Here is a 17,257-nt window from a genome sequence, read left to right on the forward strand (position 1 = left end):
GGAATAATTGATTAAAAAGCTATTAGTTGCCAATCGTGGAGAAATAGCTGTCCGAATTATCCGCGCCTGTAAGGAGATGGGCATTGAGACGGTTGCAATCTATTCTGAAGCAGACCAGGAATCGTTACATGTTGAGTTAGCGGATGAAGCATATTGTGTCGGCCCGAAGTTAAGTAAGGACAGCTATTTAAACATAACTAATATTATGAGTGTTGCATTGTCAACGGAGGCGGATGCAATACATCCGGGATATGGATTCCTGGCAGAAAATGCTGACTTTGCAGAGATTTGCAGAGAATGCAATGTTACGTTTGTCGGTCCTACACCTGAAGCTATTCAAAAAATGGGTATCAAGGATGTTGCCAAAGAAACGATGAAATCTGCTGATGTTCCTGTTGTTCCTGGATCAGAGGGAATTGTAGACGGCATTGACCATGCAAAACAAATTGCCGATGAAATAGGTTATCCTGTTATTATTAAAGCAACTGCCGGCGGTGGCGGTAAAGGAATTCGTGTAGCCCGTTCAGAGGAAGAATTAATAAAGGGAATGGAGCTGACACAAAAAGAAGCTGAAACAGCCTTTGGTAATCCAGGTGTCTATATTGAAAAATATATAGAAGATTTCAGACATGTGGAAATTCAGGTATTGGCTGATACACATGGGAACATCGTACATCTCGGAGAAAGAGATTGTTCTATTCAGCGCCGCCTGCAAAAGCTTGTGGAAGAATCTCCGTCACCTGCAATTAATGAAACACTTCGCAGCCGTATGGGAGAGGCTTCTGTAAAAGCGGCTCAGGCTGTGGATTACGTTGGGGCCGGAACCATTGAGTATATTTTTGACAGACAATCAGAAGAATTTTACTTTATGGAAATGAATACTCGTATTCAGGTAGAGCACCCTGTAACGGAAATGGTTACTGGAGTGGATTTAATTAAAGAACAAATTCGTATTGCAGAGGGTCAGGAACTGGCATTTACCCAGGAAGAGGTTACTCTTGAAGGGCACTCTATTGAATGCCGTATCAATGCAGAAGATCCTTATAAGAATTTCATGCCCTCTGCAGGAGAAATCGAAATGTATCTCCCGCCGGGCGGACTGGGAGTTCGGGTTGATTCCGGCGCATATAGCGGCTATAGAATTCCGCCATACTATGACTCCATGATTGCTAAGCTTATCGTTTATGCTCCTACCAGAGCAGAAGCTGTAGAACGTATGAAGCGTGCGTTAGAAGAATTTGTTGTTGAGGGAGTACACACGACAATTCCGTTCCAATATCAAATTATGAGCCACCCTGTGTTTAAAGAGGGAGACTTCAATACGAATTTCTTAACTGAATATCCGATCATCCAGGAAAGGGAAGATGAGGATAGCAAATAAGGAGTGAAGGCAATGAGCGATCAATTATTATTAGATATTCTTGAGGATGACAGCTTAGGCAGCGTACAAATTGTACCGCAAGTGCTTGAAGTTATTGCAGGAATAGCTGCAACGGAAGTAGATGGCGTAAAATCGATGCATGGTAACTTTGCAACGGGTGTTGCTGAAAAATTTGGGAAGAAGTCACATGGCAAAGGTGTACGTGTTGAGCTAACAGATAATGGAGCTATTATTGATATTTATGTAATCCTTAAGTTTGGAAAATCGATTCCGGAAGTAGCAACAAAGCTGCAGACTAATATTAAGCAAAATGTCTATACCATGACATCTATCCAGGTTGAAGAAGTAAATGTTCATGTAGCAGGTATTCAAATGGAAAATCAGGAGATTGTATAGTTTAAAACAATTATCCTTAGACTCTTGCCTCATCATACGATTCTAAGTATGAAATAAAGAAGATGTATAAATATACATTTGGTCAACAAAGGGGAACACAGGTTAGTATTCTGTGTTTCCTTTTTGTTGGGGGAAGTATACACGTTTTATTTTATTTTCTGATCAGATTTAAATTATTATCAAAAAAAGCGGGTATACTGTATCCTAGCCAAAAATAAGGGAAACGTGTTATGATTTTAACAGTAAATGAAAGAATGTAGAGGAGCTGCGTGATGAACCGACATAAAGCTAGAGAAAAGGCATTTCAGACGCTTTTTCAATTAGATATGAATCAAGATGAAATAAGCTTGGCAATGGAAGCACTGAAGGAAGAAGAACGGAAAGATGTATTCCTGACTATGCTGATTGAAGGAGTAATTACTTATAAAGAAACGATTGATTCAAAAATAGCAGGAAACCTGGAAAATTGGTCGCTCGAACGTATAGCAGCAGTAGAGCGTACTATTTTAAGGCTGGCAGTTTATGAATTATTATACATGGAGGATATTCCGCCTAATGTATCGATTAATGAAGCAATTGAGCTGGCACATACATTTGGAGATGAACAATCCGGTAAATTTATCAATGGAGTATTATCAAAGGTTATTTCTTAAGGGGGAGCAAATATGACTGCAGAAATATTAAATGGAAAAGAGCTATCCGACCAGCTGAAAGAAGAGATGAAACAAGAAGTAGAAGCTTTGAAGCAAGAGAGTATCCATCCTCATTTGACTGTTATTTTAGTAGGAGATAACCCTGCGTCAAAGTCTTACGTAAAAGGGAAAGAAAAAGCCTGTGAAGTGACGGGGATATCGTCCAGCTTGATTGAGCTTCCAGGATCAGTATCAGAGCAGGAGCTGTTACAGGTTATTGAAAAACAGAATAATGATAAAGAAGTTCACGGAATTCTTGTCCAGTTACCATTGCCTGACCATATTGATGAACAAAAGGTTATTCATGCTATCTCGCCTTTAAAAGATGTGGACGGTTTTCACCCGATTAATATTGGAAAGCTTGTAAATGGAGAAGAAACCTTTTTACCCTGCACACCTTTTGGAATTCTGACGATGCTTGAATCTAAAAATATTGAAATAGAAGGAAGGCGTGCAGTAATTATTGGACGCAGTAATATTGTCGGGAAGCCGATGGGATTATTGTTGTTAGAAAGAAATGCTACAGTTACATATTGCCACTCCCGTACGAAGAACCTCCGTGAAATTGCGTCTGAAGCAGACATTCTGGTCGTTGCAATGGGCAGAGAGCATGCTGTTGATGGAAGTTATGTGAAAGAAGGAGCAGTTGTTATTGATGTTGGAATTAACCGCATGGATAATGGAAAACTGACAGGCGATGTAGAATTTGAAAGTGCCAAGGAAAAAGCATCATATATTACTCCTGTTCCCCGCGGTGTCGGTCCGATGACCATTACGATGCTTTTAAAAAATACTATTAAAGCAGCAAAAGGATTGTCTGAAAAGTGAAAGACAACTATTTAACGGTTACTGCCCTGACCAGATATGTGAAACGTAAAATAGATACGGATCCACATTTACGTCAGGTATGGCTGCGTGGGGAAATATCAAACTTTAAACACCATAGCCGCGGGCATATGTATATGACCATTAAAGATGATAATGCCCGTATTCAGGCAGTTATGTTTTCTTCAAATAACAGCAAGCTATTATTTCGTCCAGAAAATGGCATGAGTGTGCTTATTCGTGGAGAGGTAAGCGTATATGAGGCAAGCGGTCAATATCAGCTCTATATCCGTGAAATGGAACCAGACGGCATCGGTGCTCTATACCAGGCCTTTGAGCAATTGAAAGAAAAATTGCAAATAGAAGGCTTATTTCTTGATGATCAGAAAAAGAAGATTCCTGCCTATCCGAATCATGTCGGTGTTATTACCTCGCCGACAGGAGCGGCTGTTCGTGATATTGTGACAACGATTGAAAGAAGATCACCCTCCGTGAAGATTACAGTTCTGCCTGTATCTGTACAAGGGCCGCAGGCTGTCAGTTCAATTGTAAGAGCTATTCAGTATGCAAACGCATTTCCAGATGAGTATGATGTCTTGATTGTCGGCCGCGGCGGTGGATCTATTGAAGAATTATGGAGTTTTAATGAAGAAGCAGTTGCAAGAGCGATTTACGATTCGAGCATCCCGGTTATATCTGCTGTAGGGCATGAAACGGATACAACAATTGCAGATTTTGTAGCCGATTTACGAGCTCCTACACCAACAGGAGCAGCTGAATTGGCTGTTCCATCGCAAACAGAACAGCTTGATAAAGTATCGTATTTTGTACAGCGTCTGACTCAGGTAATGCGAACAGATATACAAATGTATTCAAAGCGTTTAGAACGTTTAAGCCAAACCTATGCATTTAAATATCCTAAACAGCTGATTGCACAGAAGGAACAAGAGCTTGATAGTATGCTGGATACTCTTAACAGGTCATTTAAAAACCGGGTGGAAGAGAAACAGCTCCGTTACACACACTTGAAAAAAAGATTGGGTATGCAGCATCCGGAGCAAGAAATAAAAATCGAAGCTGATAATAATAATAAATTAACAGCACAGCTGAACAGATCCATGAAACAGCTGTTTACAAGCTCAGAACGTGAGCTGCAGACTGCAATAAATAAATTAGCACTGGTAAACCCGCTTGCAATTATGGCACGAGGCTACGGGATCAGTTATAACCAGGAAGGTAATGTAATCAAATCCATCAAGGAAGTGAATCAGGGCGACCAAATTGATGTAAGGCTGAAAGATGGATATGTTCAAGCGGAAGTACAAAAGATAAAGGAGGCCGATGACAGTGGCGGAAGAAAAGAAATATGATGAATTAACCTTTGAGCAGGCTATGGAGAAACTGGAAAACATTGTAACCATGCTGGAAGAAGGTGATGTTCCCCTTGAAAAGGCAATCGAATATTATCATGACGGAATGAAGCTTTCTAAGCTGTGTAATGAGAAATTAACAAATGTACAGGAAAAAATGGTTCATATTTTAAACGAACAAGGAGAACTGGAACCGTTTGATGTAGAGGAGGAAAAATAAGATTATGCATAAACGATTGCAAGCTTATCTGGAATATTACCGTGAAGAACTTCAAAAAGCATATACAAGCCGCTTTGATAAGCTTGAGATACCTGCTAATTTAAAACAGTCCATGCTTTATTCCTTAGATGCCGGTGGGAAAAGATTACGTCCAATTTTATTATTGGCAAGTTATGAGGTATACGGCCAGGATGTTCAAAAAGTGATGTCATCAGCTATTGCCCTGGAGATGATACATACCTATTCACTTATTCATGATGACCTGCCGGCAATGGATAATGATGATTACCGGCGCGGTATGTTAACGAATCATAAAAAGTTTGATGAAGCCACAGCTATTCTCGCCGGCGACGCGTTGTTAACCTACAGCTTTGAGCTGATTTTAGATGATCCATTACTTACTTCAGAAGAGAAAATTGTCCTGGCCAAAGAATTAGCTGTCTGCAGCGGACCTAAAGGAATGGTTGGCGGACAAATTCTTGATATGGAGGCGGAAAAGCAATCTGTTTCTTTAGAAGCAATGGAAGAAATCCATGCTTTAAAAACGGGCGAACTCATTCGTTTTGCTATTTTTGCAGGAGCATACTTAGCAAATGCTACTGATGAACAGCTACATTATTTGAAGCAATATGCGTATTATCTGGGACTGATTTTTCAGGTTCAGGATGATATTCTTGATGTTTCCGGCGAGGAAGAAAAACTTGGTAAGCCGGTAGGCAGTGATGAATTAAATGAAAAAAGCACGTATCCTAAATTATTAGGGCTGGGTGGCGCTATAGAACAAAAAGAAAAATATGTTCAAAAAGCTTATGAAAGCTTAAAGTTAGCTGATGCAGAAGATTCACTTTTAAAAGCATTAACGGATTACTTTAGTCAAAGAGATCATTAAAATAGAAAATTCGAAAAATCCCAATAAAAATGATACACCTGGAAAAGGACTTTCTGCTTCAGTGGAACCTTTGAACATGGATAAAAAAACGAAAAGGAAAAGGTCTATGAAGAAAAAGAAAAGAATTGATGAGCTATTGGTGGAAAGGGAACTTGCAGAAGATATTGAGAAAGCAAAACGTGCTGTTATGGCAGGACTGGTCTATTCTGGAGAGGAACGTATCGATAAGCCTGGCAGCCTGCTTCCAGTTGAGACGCCATTGCGGATTAAGGACAAGCGTTTAAAGTATGTTGGCCGTGGCGGATATAAACTTGAAAAAGCTCTTCAATCATTTTCTGTGGATGTTTCAGATAAAATATTTATGGATATTGGCTCCTCAACAGGCGGTTTTACGGATTGTGCATTGAAAAATGGTGCAAAAAAATGTTATGCCATTGATGTCGGTTATAATCAATTAGACTGGAAGCTTCGCAATGACCCTCGTGTTATCGAGATGGAACGAACAAATTTCAGGCATGTTACACCAGATATATTAACATCCGGTTTTCCTGAGGTAGCTTCTATTGATGTATCTTTTATTTCTTTAAAGCATATTTTCCCGGTCCTGGCCACATTGCTAAATGAAAAAAATGACATTATTGCCTTGATAAAACCCCAATTTGAAGCTTTTAAAGACCAGGTTGGTGCGAAAGGAATTGTCAGAGAACCTTCTATTCATTTGGAGGTTCTAGAAAAAACAGTAAATTATGCGGCTGATGTTTCATTTACTTTAGTGGATTTGACTTATTCACCTATTAAAGGGACTGAGGGGAATATTGAATTTTTAGCACATTTTAGATGGATGAATAAAGAAATGCCAAAAGACATTAATTTAGAACAAGTTGTTAAAGATGCACAACAGGCACTGGTTTAATAAATCTCAGGTAAGCTTTATTAAAAGGAGGGATTTATACTTGAGTAAAATACAACGTCACATTAAAATTCGTGAATTGATTACTGAAAATATTATTGAAACACAGGATGAGCTTGTTGATGCTTTGAAAAATCTCGGCTATAACGTAACGCAGGCAACGATATCACGTGATATTAAAGAGCTGCAATTGGTAAAGGTTCCGACAAATACAGGACAGTATAAGTACAGCCTGCCGGCAGATCAGCGTTTTAATCCACTGCAAAAGCTGCAGCGGTTAATTGTAGATACATTTGTCAAAATAGAGAATGCAAGTCATTTTATTATTCTAAAAACACTTCCCGGCAATGCACATGCAGTCGGTGTTTTAATTGATAACCTGGATTGGGAAGAGATTATGGGGACGATTTGCGGTGACGATACTTGCTTAATTATTTGCCGGACTCCGGAACATGCGGAAGAAATTAAAAATCGGTTAATCGGGATGCTTTAAGAGGATGTTTAAAAAGCCCAACAAAAATGACACATTGGGAAAAGGAGCTTCTACTAAGAGCGCCCACGTCCTGTGGGCAACGTAGAAGTCATCACATCCTGCGAAAGTACATTGGCTTACTTTTCCGGTGGGACTGGGACTGCAATTACTCGCCCCATCGAAGGGCTTTTGCGATTACTCGTCCCATCAAAAGCGCTACTCGCGTATCTTAAAGCATACGCTGCGTTCCTCAAAGATGCACCGCCTTGAACTTCTTGGTCCTTTTTATCGTACTTTTTGAACGCACACTTTAAAATTGTTTAGTTGGGGTGAGGAGCTTGTTAACAGAATTATCTATAAAAAACTTTGCGATTATTGAAGAATTATCCTTAAGCTTTCAGGAAGGACTTACTGTATTGACTGGGGAAACGGGAGCTGGGAAATCAATTATTATTGATGCTATCCAATTATTAGCTGGAGCACGGGGATCAGTGGACTTTGTCAGACATGAATCGAATAAAGCGGAGATTGAAGGATTATTTTTTATCGATCATAAAAAGCATCCTATTTATCAAGTTGGTAAAGCATACGGGATTGAAATTAGTGATGAACAAATTGTGCTCCAACGGACGATTACGGCCTCAGGAAAAAGCATCTGCCGTGTAAACAGTAAATTAGTGACATTAGCCATTCTCAGAGAATTTGGAAAGACATTGATTGATATCCATAGCCAGCATGAGACACAATCGTTGATGGATAATGAGCAGCACATTGACTTTTTAGATCTTTATCTGGGAGATGCAATGAAAGAAGCGAAAAAGGATTATCAGGATATTTATTACCGTCTGGAAAATCTGAAGAAGAAGTACCGCAGTTTGAATGACAATGAGCAGGAGATGGCTCAGCGTCTGGATCTGCTTCAATTTCAGCAGCAGGAATTAACAGAAGCACAGCTTGTCCCTCAAGAAGATACGGATCTGGAGGAAGAACGTAACCAGCTTGCTAATTATGAAAAAATACATAAATCACTTTCCGATGCTTATTTTTCATTATATGGTGAGCAGCACGGATTAGATTTAATCAGCCAGGCGCAAATATCGCTACAGGATAGTGCGGATTTAGACCCTTTTATTGCTGAAAAATTAGATAGTATGTCTAACCATTATTATATGCTGGAAGAGATTACTTATGATATCCGTAATTACCTCGATCAGCTGCAATACAATCCAGAACGGCTTAATGAGATTGAACAGCGCATGGATGAACTGAACAGACTAAAAAGGAAATACGGTCCGACTGTGGAAGAAATGTTAGACTATCTAGGCCGTGTAGAAGAAGAAATCGAGCAGATTACAAACAGGGAATCACATTTAAATACACTGGTGACAGAAATTGACGAGCTTGAAAAAGATGCATTATTAGAAGCAGACCAGCTGCATCATTTACGAAAGCAGGCTGCTGAACAGTTAACGCATGATATTCACATGGAGTTAAAGGATCTTTATTTAGAAAAAACAACCTTCTCCATTGATTTTGAAGATTCTGCGCAGCGGAAACTGAAATTGAACGGATATGATAAAATATTGTTCCGAATTTCAACGAATGTCGGAGAACCATTAAAGGATCTAACAAAAATTGCTTCAGGTGGAGAGTTATCCAGGATTATGCTTGCTTTAAAGAAAATCTTCTCAAAGCATCAGGGAATTACGAGTGTTATTTTTGATGAAGTGGATACAGGTGTCAGCGGAAGAGTTGCGCAGGCGATTGCTGAAAAAATTCATGAAATATCTCTTGAATCACAGGTTTTATGTATTACTCATCTTCCGCAGGTTGCTGCGATGGCAGATACACATAAATTTATCCAGAAAAAAGAAAAGTCGAATCGTACCTTTACTTCTGTTATTGAATTAAATGATAAAGAGCTTATTGAGGAATTAAGCCGCATGATTACAGGAACAAAATTAACAGATACTGCAAAAGAACATGCGAAGGAAATGTTAGTATTGGCAGGCCGTTTTAAAAAATCAAATTAAAGGGATAAAAACGAAAAAAAACCGGACAATAAACGTACCGGTTTTTTCTTTTTCCTGTACTTACAAATTTCGTTAATAACATGTCCTTTTGCATCTTTAGAACAACAACACTATACGTTAGTTTATCTATATTTTTATAGGAAAAGATACACATATCACATAGGTTGTTCCAGTTTAAACTGCCCTCCAATTGCAAAAAGTATATGTACAGAAAGATAATATTTTTTGTATGAGGAGGAGACGATTTATGAGTAAACCAAGCAAGAGCAATTTAAAATATAAAATATGCTCGCTGTTATCACTTTTTTTTATGTTGTTTTTTCTTTTTCCTTCCTTTATCCACGCAGATACATCCCTACAAGGATATAAAGAAGTTTTCCAAGACTCCCCGATCATTCCCTTTTTAAATAAGAAGGAGAGCTCAAAAGAGAACAATAAGGAGCAATATCAGCGTCTGGAGGATGTGAAAGTAGTGCCGGGGGGACAATCGATTGGAGTTCAACTGGAGACAAAAGGAGTTCTGGTTGTAGGCCATCATCAGGTAAAAGTGTCAGAAGGAGCAAAATCTCCGGGAGAAGCTGCTAAAATAAATGTTGGTGACACAATTGTTGAAATAAACGGCCAAAAGATTAACCATATGACAGATATTAAACCGATTGTTGATAATAGCGGTAAAGAGAATAAAAAGCTGCAGATCAAACTGAAACGCGGAGATAAAATGATCGAAACCAGTTTACAGCCGATTTTTGATAAAAAAGAAAAAGCTTATAAAATCGGGTTATATATTAGAGATACTGCTGCAGGGATTGGCACAATGACGTTTTATGATCCGAAATCAGGCCGGTATGGTGCTTTAGGGCATGTTATCTCAGATATGGATACAAAGAAGCCGATTGATATTAAACAAGGATCCATTATTCATTCTTCTGTAACAGCTATTGAAAAGGGCGATAATGGTTTACCGGGAGAAAAACAAGCCTCCTTTCAAACACAGGAAAAAAGAATTGGTAATATAACAAAAAATACGGATTACGGCATATTTGGGATATTAGAGAAGGAAGTAAATCATGAAAAATATGAAGAAGCATTTCCTGTTGCGTTATCTCATGAAGTCAAAGAAGGTCCTGCAAAAATTCTTACAGTAGTTGATGGGGAAAAAATTGAAGAATTTGATATTGAAATTATCAGCAGTGTTCCTCAAAAATCAGCATCAACAAAAGGAATGGTTATTCAGATCACTGATCCTCGATTGTTAGAGTTAACAGGCGGGATTGTACAGGGGATGAGCGGCAGTCCAATTATTCAAAATGGCAAAATTATTGGCGCAGTAACACATGTGTTTGTTAATGACCCGACCTCGGGTTATGGTGTTCATATCGAATGGATGCTTGAGGACGCCGGCATTATCAAACCTGAGTCTAATCAGAATGCAGCTTAAAAAATACTTGTAATGGTGATTGCCATTACAAGTATTTTTTGATTAGTATCTCAATTTTTGCGGCTTAAAAAATAAACTGCTCATCATAGAATAGGAAGGTATAAATGCTTATTCTCAGGTGCGAAAGTTGAGTTAGTATTATAAAGATTAAAGTTGCGTACAGTGTATGGATACAGGTGTTTTATATCCAATTACTATCTGATATAATGAAAACGTATACAAAAAAGATTAAAAATCGTGTCGAAAGTTGGTGAAAAACAAAGAAAAACAGAGAATACTTAAGAAAATCGAAATAAATCAAAAGTTTTTTGATTTTAAAGAGGATATTTATATTTTTTGTAGAATATGTAATAGGTGCATAAAAAGCAAAAGGAGGATTTTTTAGTGAGTAAAATATCTGTATGTTTTGTTGATGATAATCGTGAGTTAATTCAATTAATGGAGGATTTTTTTGGGGAACAGGAAGAAATTGAAATAGTTGGAACAGCCTTAAACGGTAGGGATTGCATCCCGCTAATTGAAGAGAAGAATCCAGATGTATTGGTATTAGATATAATCATGCCCCATATGGACGGTATTGCCGTATTAAATGAAATTAAAAAAATGGATTTAAATAAAAAACCCCATATTATTATGCTGACTGCTTTTGGCCAAGAAGAAGTAATGAAGAAAGCTGTAGATTTAGGAGCTTCTTATTTTATTCTGAAGCCATTTGACATACAGAATCTGGCTGACCAAATCTTGCAGGTTCAGGGCAGCAGCATTCCAAGAGTGTCAAATGTAAATAAAACGAATACAGAAAACAGGAAAAAACAAGATTTGGAAGCGAATATAACAAATATTATTCATGAAATTGGTGTACCTGCACATATTAAAGGATATATGTACTTAAGAGAGGCAATTACGATGGTTTATAATGACATTGAGCTTTTAGGGTCTATTACAAAAGTACTTTACCCTGATATTGCGAAAAAGTTCAATACAACTGCTTCACGGGTGGAAAGAGCTATACGCCATGCGATAGAAGTTGCCTGGAGCAGAGGAAATATAGATTCCATTTCGGCTCTATTTGGCTACACCATCAATATTTCAAAAGCTAAGCCGACAAATAGTGAATTCATTGCAATGGTGGCTGACAGATTACGTTTGGAACATAAGGTGTCATAACAATACGGTGGCAGGTGTTAAACAGTCGGCATCATTTTTTTACCCGATGTAAAGAGTCGTACTGTTTTATATACTAAATGTAAATATTTAAAACAGCTCTATTTTTTATATTCGAAAAAGTTGGTATATTACTTATTTTTGATTAACATAAGGAATGGTAAGCATCAGATTTTTGAAATGTAAAAAAAGACCGTATTAAACGTTTTGTTGATTTGATTTAGCCGAGAATAAAAACAGTAATCTGATACCATAAAGCAAGTGCTACAAGCAAAAGAGCAGAAATAATTTTTATTAGATTAGTTTTGGAAAAATAGTTCTTGCCTGGATAGACTTCTAAAAAAGTCACAATAAGTAAAAGAGTTGATAAAAATGGCAGTGTTAAGTAGTCAGCAACCTTCGTTAAATAGATAATTCCCAGAACAAAGCTGATTATAATAATCGGAAAATAAAGCCAACGTTTCTTTTTCATCGTTTCAGTCAATTTTATACACTCCTTGAACTTGTACTTTATTTAAAGCATATTAGGATCAGACTAATTTTATGTTAGAAAAAAAGGTTAACGGGCACATTTTAAAATGTGTCCGTTAACCTTTTTTAGGAATTATACGACTTCGAGACAAAATGTTCTCAGCTTGTATGAATACACTTTTTTTAGTGAATATTACGGTATAATCCGATAACCTTACCCAAGATAGAAACATTTTCATAATAAAGTGGTTCCATTGTTGCATTTTCCGGCTGCAGGCGAAAACGATTCTTTTCTTTAAAAAAACGTTTAACAGTAGCTTCGTTATCCTCGGTCATTGCTACAACGATATCGCCATTATCTGCGGAACTTTGCTGTTTGACAATAACCATATCATTGTCTAAAATACCTGCCTCAATCATACTTTCTCCATCAATTACAAGTATAAACAGATTATCCTCCGGCCCGGCTGAGGAGCTTGGAACAGGAATGAATTCTTCAATGTTTTCAATTGCTGTAATAGGGATTCCTGCAGTAACTTTTCCGATTACAGGTACATAAATAGCTTTGTCTCTGGGTGCTTCGTTTTCATTCTCATACATAATCTCAATGGCGCGGGGCTTTGTTGGATCTCTTCGTATATATCCTTTGTTCTCCAGCCTTTCTAAGTGGCCATGAACGGTAGAGCTTGAAGCTAATCCTACAGCAACAGCGATTTCACGAACAGAAGGCGGATACCCTTTTTGCTCTACTTGTTCTTTAATAAAGTCAAAAATCATCTGTTGTCTTTTTGATAGTTTTGTCATGACTTTCTCCCCTCTAGCATAGGTATTTGTTATTCACAGTATAGCACTTAAATAATAATTTTACAAACAAATGTTCTGAAAAAGTATTGACAAGAACAACTGTTCTAAATATACTAGTATCAGAACAACTGTTCCGGGACCTTATAAAATACTGAAGGGAGTTTTTTATATGTTTGAAAAACTAATGAAATCAGATGCATTTTATATTGTGGCTTTTATTATTGCATTATTATTTTTATATACGATGATGGTTACTACTGCTTAAATATTTTAGCCCGTATGGCCAATTTCCTTGCATATTTTTTAGAGAGTAAATAAAATTTGCAGTGTTGGTAAAATAAATTGTTTAAAGTGCTTGTTCTAAAAGTATGAATAAATTTTCTGTTTTATTTTTATTAGACTTATGAACGTATTCTTAAAGATGCATTTTACTTAAGAGATGAGAAAAAGAGGGCTTTGCTATTGGAGGATAAAATATTGAGAACAATAATTTATTGTCGGGTAAGTACTGAGAAAGAAACACAGGAAACATCACTTCAAAGACAATATGAAGAGTTAACAGTACTGGCTGGAAAATTAAATTTTACTATTGTGGATTGCATTGAGGAAAAGGCCAGCGGCTATGACATAGATAGAGATGGTATTTTTCAGCTTCTTGATTATTTTTCACATCAAGAAGCTGATTGTCTTTGTATTCAAGACGAGACAAGATTAGGTAGAGGAAATACTAAAATTGCTTTATTTCATCAGCTGCGGAAAATGGATATCCCTATTTATACAATTACACATGAGGGGAGACTGGAGATAAATGAAGCTGACTCAATGGTGCTAAATATTGTCGGTATAGTGGAAGAATATCAGCGTAAACTACATAATATGAAAATAAAACGGGGGATGCGCCGCGCTGTATCAAATGGATATAAACCTCAAAAAAATTTAAATCATATCAATCAGTCTCCGGGAAGAGAGCGTACTGAAATTCCAATAGAAGAGATTGTCCGGCTTCGTCAGAATAAATTAACGTTTCACGAAATCACTACGGTTTTAAACGGTCTTGGCTTTAATGCATCAAAAGCTACAATCCACCGGCGTTATCAGGAGTATATCAATTCCTTGAATGAAAATTAATCGTAGCGTAAGATAGAAGAACAGGAAGTTTATCTCCTGTTTTTTTAGTAGAAGGAGGGACAAGTTATATGTTGTCTAAAGATAAATTAGATAGAATTAATATTTTAGCCAATAAAGCAAAAAATGAAGGATTAACAGAGGAAGAAAAAAATGAGCAGCAAACATTACGTAAAGAGTATTTAGCAAATGTACGAGGCTCTTTTAAAAATCATCTGAAAGGGATGACAGTAGTTGATCCGGAAGGTAATGATGTTACCCCGCAAAAGCTTCGTGATTATCAGGAACGCAGTAAAAAACACTAATTCTTCACATTCTTCATATTGACTTAGCTTGTATAGTAAAGGATTTCATTATAAAATAGAGATAGAAATAGAATATGTTTTGAAGTGGAAGGAGAAAAATAATGACACAACAAATTGAAGAACTATCCATTAATACGATTCGTACGTTATCCATTGATGCGATTGAAAAAGCAAACTCCGGACATCCTGGTTTACCAATGGGGGCGGCGCCTATGGCTTACACCCTCTGGACAGATTTTATGAATCATAACCCAAAAAATTCGAAATGGTTCAATCGTGACCGTTTTGTTTTATCTGCTGGTCATGGATCTATGCTGCTTTACAGTCTATTGCATTTATCCGGCTATAAAGTGTCTATCGATGATTTAAAAGAGTTCCGTCAGTGGGATTCTAAAACTCCGGGGCATCCGGAAGTACATCATACGGACGGTGTGGAAGCAACTACAGGGCCATTAGGTCAGGGGATTGCTATGTCTGTTGGAATGGCAATGGCTGAAGCACATCTTAGTGCTACTTATAATAAAGAAGCGTATAATGTGGTAGACCATTATACATATGCTATTGTCAGTGACGGGGATTTAATGGAAGGGATTTCTCATGAGGCGGCATCTTTAGCCGGTCATCTCGGCTTAGGCAAACTGATCGCCCTTTATGATTCAAATGATATTTCCTTAGATGGTGATTTGGATCGCGCATTCTCTGAAAACACGGAACAACGCTTTAAAGCATACGGCTGGCAAGTGCTTCGGGTAGAAGACGGAAATGATGTAGATGCTATCCGCCAGGCAATTAAAGAAGCACAGCAAAATCAAGACCAGCCGACATTAATTGAAGTGAAAACAATTATCGGCTATGGCTCTCCGAATAAGTCTGCTTCCAGTGCTTCACATGGATCTCCGCTTGGAGCAGATGAAGTGAAGTTAACAAAAGAAGCCTATAAATGGAATCATGAAGATTTTTATGTATCTGATGAAGTATATGCCGACTTCAAAGAAAAGATTGTTACTGACGGTTCAAAAAAAGAATCTGCATGGAATGAACTTGTTGCGGCTTATAAAGAAGCATATCCAGAATTAGGTGAGCAGTTTGAACTTGCGTTGAAAGGCGAGCTTCCTGAAAACTGGCATGAAAGTCTTCCGGTGTATGAGGAAGGATCAAAACTTGCTACACGTGCCTCTTCAGGTGAAGTGTTAAATGCAGTAGCAAAAGCTGTTCCAAACTTCTTTGGCGGAAGTGCGGACCTTGCAGGATCCAATAAAACGACAATTAATGATGAAAATGATTTTACAAAAGAAGATTATGCCGGACGTAATGTTTGGTTTGGCGTTCGTGAACATGCAATGGGCGCAGCGTTAAACGGAATGGCTCTTCATGGCGGACTTCATGTTTTTGGCGGAACATTCTTTGTGTTCAGTGACTATTTACGCCCATCTATTCGTCTTGCATCTATTATGAATATGCCTGTAACATATGTGTTTACACATGATTCTATCGCGGTTGGTGAAGATGGTCCAACGCATGAACCTGTAGAGCATTTAGCTGCTCTACGTGCTATGCCTCATCTATCTTTAATCCGTCCAGCTGATGGAAACGAGGTACAGGCAGCATGGAGACTAGCTCTGGAATCAACAGATCAGCCTACAGCTCTTGTGTTGACCCGCCAAAATCTTCCTACATTAGCTAATACAGCAGAATTAGCTTATGAAGGAGTTAAAAAAGGTGCTTATATTGTAAGTAAATCTGAAAAAGAAACTCCAGATGCCCTTCTATTAGCTACAGGTTCTGAAGTTCAATTAGCAGTTGCTGCTCAAGAGGCTTTGAAAGAAAAAGGTGTCGATGTTCAGGTTGTAAGTATGCCTTCATGGGATCGTTTCGAAGCGCAGGATGAAGCATATAAAAACGAAGTACTTCCTAAAGAAGTAACAGCTAGAGTTGGTCTTGAAATGGCAGCGTCATTTGGATGGGATCGTTATGTCGGCTTTGAAGGAAAGACTCTTACCATTGACCGTTTCGGCGCTTCTGCGAATGGCGATCTATTAATTGAGAAATTTGGTTTTACAGTGGATAATGTTGTTAAATTGGTTGAAGAAGTTACAAAATAAGGAAAGTTTATATACTTTATATCAATGAAGAGAGAGGTAAAAGTACCTCTCTCTTTTATTATTCTAGTTTCGACAAAAGAAGTTGTTCTTTGCACACTATTTTGACAACTTTCGGAAATAGATTCCTCTATAATAATAGTCAAAGGAGGAATGCGTGATGAATGAATATGCAATTTATTGGATAGAAGAGAGTGTAGCAAAAAATTATTTTCATAAAAGTGATTTATTACATCGATTCTTTTTAGAATGTGCTGAAAATCAAGATGAGATAATAATTAGAAAGCAATTTCGATTCATAACCAGAAAAATCCATTTTTATAAGTTTGCTATGCATTTAAAGACGTTTTCTTCACCTGATATCATGATAAAACGAATCGGGAATAGAGTGATTGTAAAAAAAGGGGAAGAAACACTTTGTCTATATATAGAGAATGGACAGTTAATTTTAAAATGTAATCATTTAGTTTCGGCAGTATCTGTACTTTTTCCTATATTAGAAGATATTCATCCTTATTTCTTTGTACAGGGGAAGGATACACCTCAGTATGGATGGATTTCTCCAAAGCCGGTAAAAGCACAGGATGATGAAAGTCAAGTGTTGTATAATTTCCTCTAATCTAATATACTGTATTAGAGACAACACGAAGGAGGAAATTTTGT

18 protein-coding genes are annotated in these 17,257 nt (G+C 37.5%); 16 read left to right on the forward strand and 2 right to left on the reverse strand.

The window, feature by feature from the left end:
- Window positions 1-7: 7 nt before the first annotated feature.
- The 12 genes from accC to spo0A all read left to right on the forward strand — a co-directional run bounded on the left by accC (window position 8) and on the right by spo0A (window position 11,793).
- Window positions 8-1,381 (forward strand): acetyl-CoA carboxylase biotin carboxylase subunit, encoded by a 1,374-nt coding sequence (gene accC / locus OSO01_RS10555; RefSeq protein WP_147210401.1) that lies wholly within the window; start codon window positions 8-10, stop codon window positions 1,379-1,381.
- A gap of 12 nt (window positions 1,382-1,393) precedes the next feature.
- The gene (locus OSO01_RS10560) at window positions 1,394-1,777 is read left to right on the forward strand and encodes an Asp23/Gls24 family envelope stress response protein (RefSeq protein WP_147210402.1); all 384 of its coding nucleotides are present in this window, start codon (window positions 1,394-1,396) and stop codon (window positions 1,775-1,777) included.
- 272 nt (window positions 1,778-2,049) lie between these two features.
- Window positions 2,050-2,430, forward strand: coding sequence for a transcription antitermination factor NusB (gene nusB, locus OSO01_RS10565; protein ID WP_147210403.1), 381 nt, complete (start codon window positions 2,050-2,052; stop codon window positions 2,428-2,430).
- A 12-nt stretch (window positions 2,431-2,442) separates the two neighbouring features.
- Window positions 2,443-3,297, forward strand: a complete 855-nt coding sequence (gene folD / locus OSO01_RS10570; RefSeq protein ID WP_147210404.1) for a bifunctional methylenetetrahydrofolate dehydrogenase/methenyltetrahydrofolate cyclohydrolase FolD — start codon at window positions 2,443-2,445, stop codon at window positions 3,295-3,297.
- Window positions 3,294-4,664, forward strand: a complete 1,371-nt coding sequence (gene xseA / locus OSO01_RS10575) for an exodeoxyribonuclease VII large subunit (protein WP_147210405.1) — start codon at window positions 3,294-3,296, stop codon at window positions 4,662-4,664. Before folD ends, xseA begins: the two co-directional genes overlap by 4 nt.
- Window positions 4,642-4,884, forward strand: coding sequence for an exodeoxyribonuclease VII small subunit (locus OSO01_RS10580; protein ID WP_371863293.1), 243 nt, complete (start codon window positions 4,642-4,644; stop codon window positions 4,882-4,884). Before xseA ends, OSO01_RS10580 begins: the two co-directional genes overlap by 23 nt.
- A gap of 4 nt (window positions 4,885-4,888) precedes the next feature.
- On the forward strand, window positions 4,889-5,773 hold the full coding sequence (locus OSO01_RS10585) for a polyprenyl synthetase family protein (RefSeq protein ID WP_147210407.1): 885 nt from the start codon (window positions 4,889-4,891) through the stop codon (window positions 5,771-5,773).
- Window positions 5,774-5,879: 106 nt separating this feature from the next.
- On the forward strand, window positions 5,880-6,686 hold the full coding sequence (locus OSO01_RS10590; RefSeq protein ID WP_147210408.1) for a TlyA family RNA methyltransferase: 807 nt from the start codon (window positions 5,880-5,882) through the stop codon (window positions 6,684-6,686).
- Between the two features lie 40 nt (window positions 6,687-6,726).
- Window positions 6,727-7,176, forward strand: a complete 450-nt coding sequence (gene ahrC / locus OSO01_RS10595; protein WP_077601359.1) for a transcriptional regulator AhrC/ArgR — start codon at window positions 6,727-6,729, stop codon at window positions 7,174-7,176.
- Between the two features lie 317 nt (window positions 7,177-7,493).
- A complete protein-coding gene (gene recN, locus OSO01_RS10600) occupies window positions 7,494-9,188 on the forward strand; it encodes a DNA repair protein RecN (RefSeq protein WP_147210409.1) in 1,695 nt (564 codons plus the stop codon).
- Between the two features lie 247 nt (window positions 9,189-9,435).
- Window positions 9,436-10,626 (forward strand): SpoIVB peptidase, encoded by a 1,191-nt coding sequence (gene spoIVB / locus OSO01_RS10605; protein ID WP_186813630.1) that lies wholly within the window; start codon window positions 9,436-9,438, stop codon window positions 10,624-10,626.
- 384 nt (window positions 10,627-11,010) lie between these two features.
- Complete coding sequence (gene spo0A, locus OSO01_RS10610; protein WP_077601363.1) at window positions 11,011-11,793, forward strand: sporulation transcription factor Spo0A; 783 nt, start codon at window positions 11,011-11,013, stop codon at window positions 11,791-11,793.
- Between the two features lie 217 nt (window positions 11,794-12,010).
- Here spo0A and OSO01_RS10615 read toward each other — a convergent pair whose 3' ends face one another.
- Both OSO01_RS10615 and lexA read right to left on the reverse strand, forming a co-directional pair.
- Window positions 12,011-12,274, reverse strand: coding sequence for a hypothetical protein (locus tag OSO01_RS10615; RefSeq protein ID WP_147210411.1), 264 nt, complete (start codon window positions 12,272-12,274; stop codon window positions 12,011-12,013).
- 170 nt (window positions 12,275-12,444) lie between these two features.
- Window positions 12,445-13,065: a transcriptional repressor LexA gene (gene lexA, locus OSO01_RS10620; RefSeq protein WP_147210412.1), complete on the reverse strand. Its 621-nt coding sequence runs from the start codon at window positions 13,063-13,065 to the stop codon at window positions 12,445-12,447.
- A gap of 477 nt (window positions 13,066-13,542) precedes the next feature.
- Here lexA and OSO01_RS10625 point away from each other — a divergent pair, with 477 nt between their 5' ends.
- From OSO01_RS10625 to sirA, 4 genes are all read left to right on the forward strand, one after another.
- Window positions 13,543-14,193, forward strand: coding sequence for a YneB family resolvase-like protein (locus tag OSO01_RS10625; protein ID WP_147210413.1), 651 nt, complete (start codon window positions 13,543-13,545; stop codon window positions 14,191-14,193).
- Window positions 14,194-14,261: 68 nt separating this feature from the next.
- Window positions 14,262-14,495 carry a DUF896 domain-containing protein gene (locus OSO01_RS10630; RefSeq protein WP_147210414.1) on the forward strand — a complete coding sequence of 78 codons (234 nt, stop codon included), beginning with the start codon at window positions 14,262-14,264 and terminating at the stop codon, window positions 14,493-14,495.
- Between the two features lie 101 nt (window positions 14,496-14,596).
- On the forward strand, window positions 14,597-16,597 hold the full coding sequence (gene tkt, locus OSO01_RS10635; RefSeq protein ID WP_147210415.1) for a transketolase: 2,001 nt from the start codon (window positions 14,597-14,599) through the stop codon (window positions 16,595-16,597).
- Window positions 16,598-16,754: 157 nt separating this feature from the next.
- A complete protein-coding gene (gene sirA / locus OSO01_RS10640) occupies window positions 16,755-17,213 on the forward strand; it encodes a sporulation inhibitor of replication protein SirA (RefSeq protein WP_077601368.1) in 459 nt (152 codons plus the stop codon).
- The last annotated feature ends 44 nt before the right edge of the window (window positions 17,214-17,257 follow it).

This window comes from Oceanobacillus sojae, from assembly GCF_007991515.1.
Taxonomy (GTDB): domain Bacteria; phylum Bacillota; class Bacilli; order Bacillales; family Amphibacillaceae; genus Oceanobacillus; species Oceanobacillus sojae.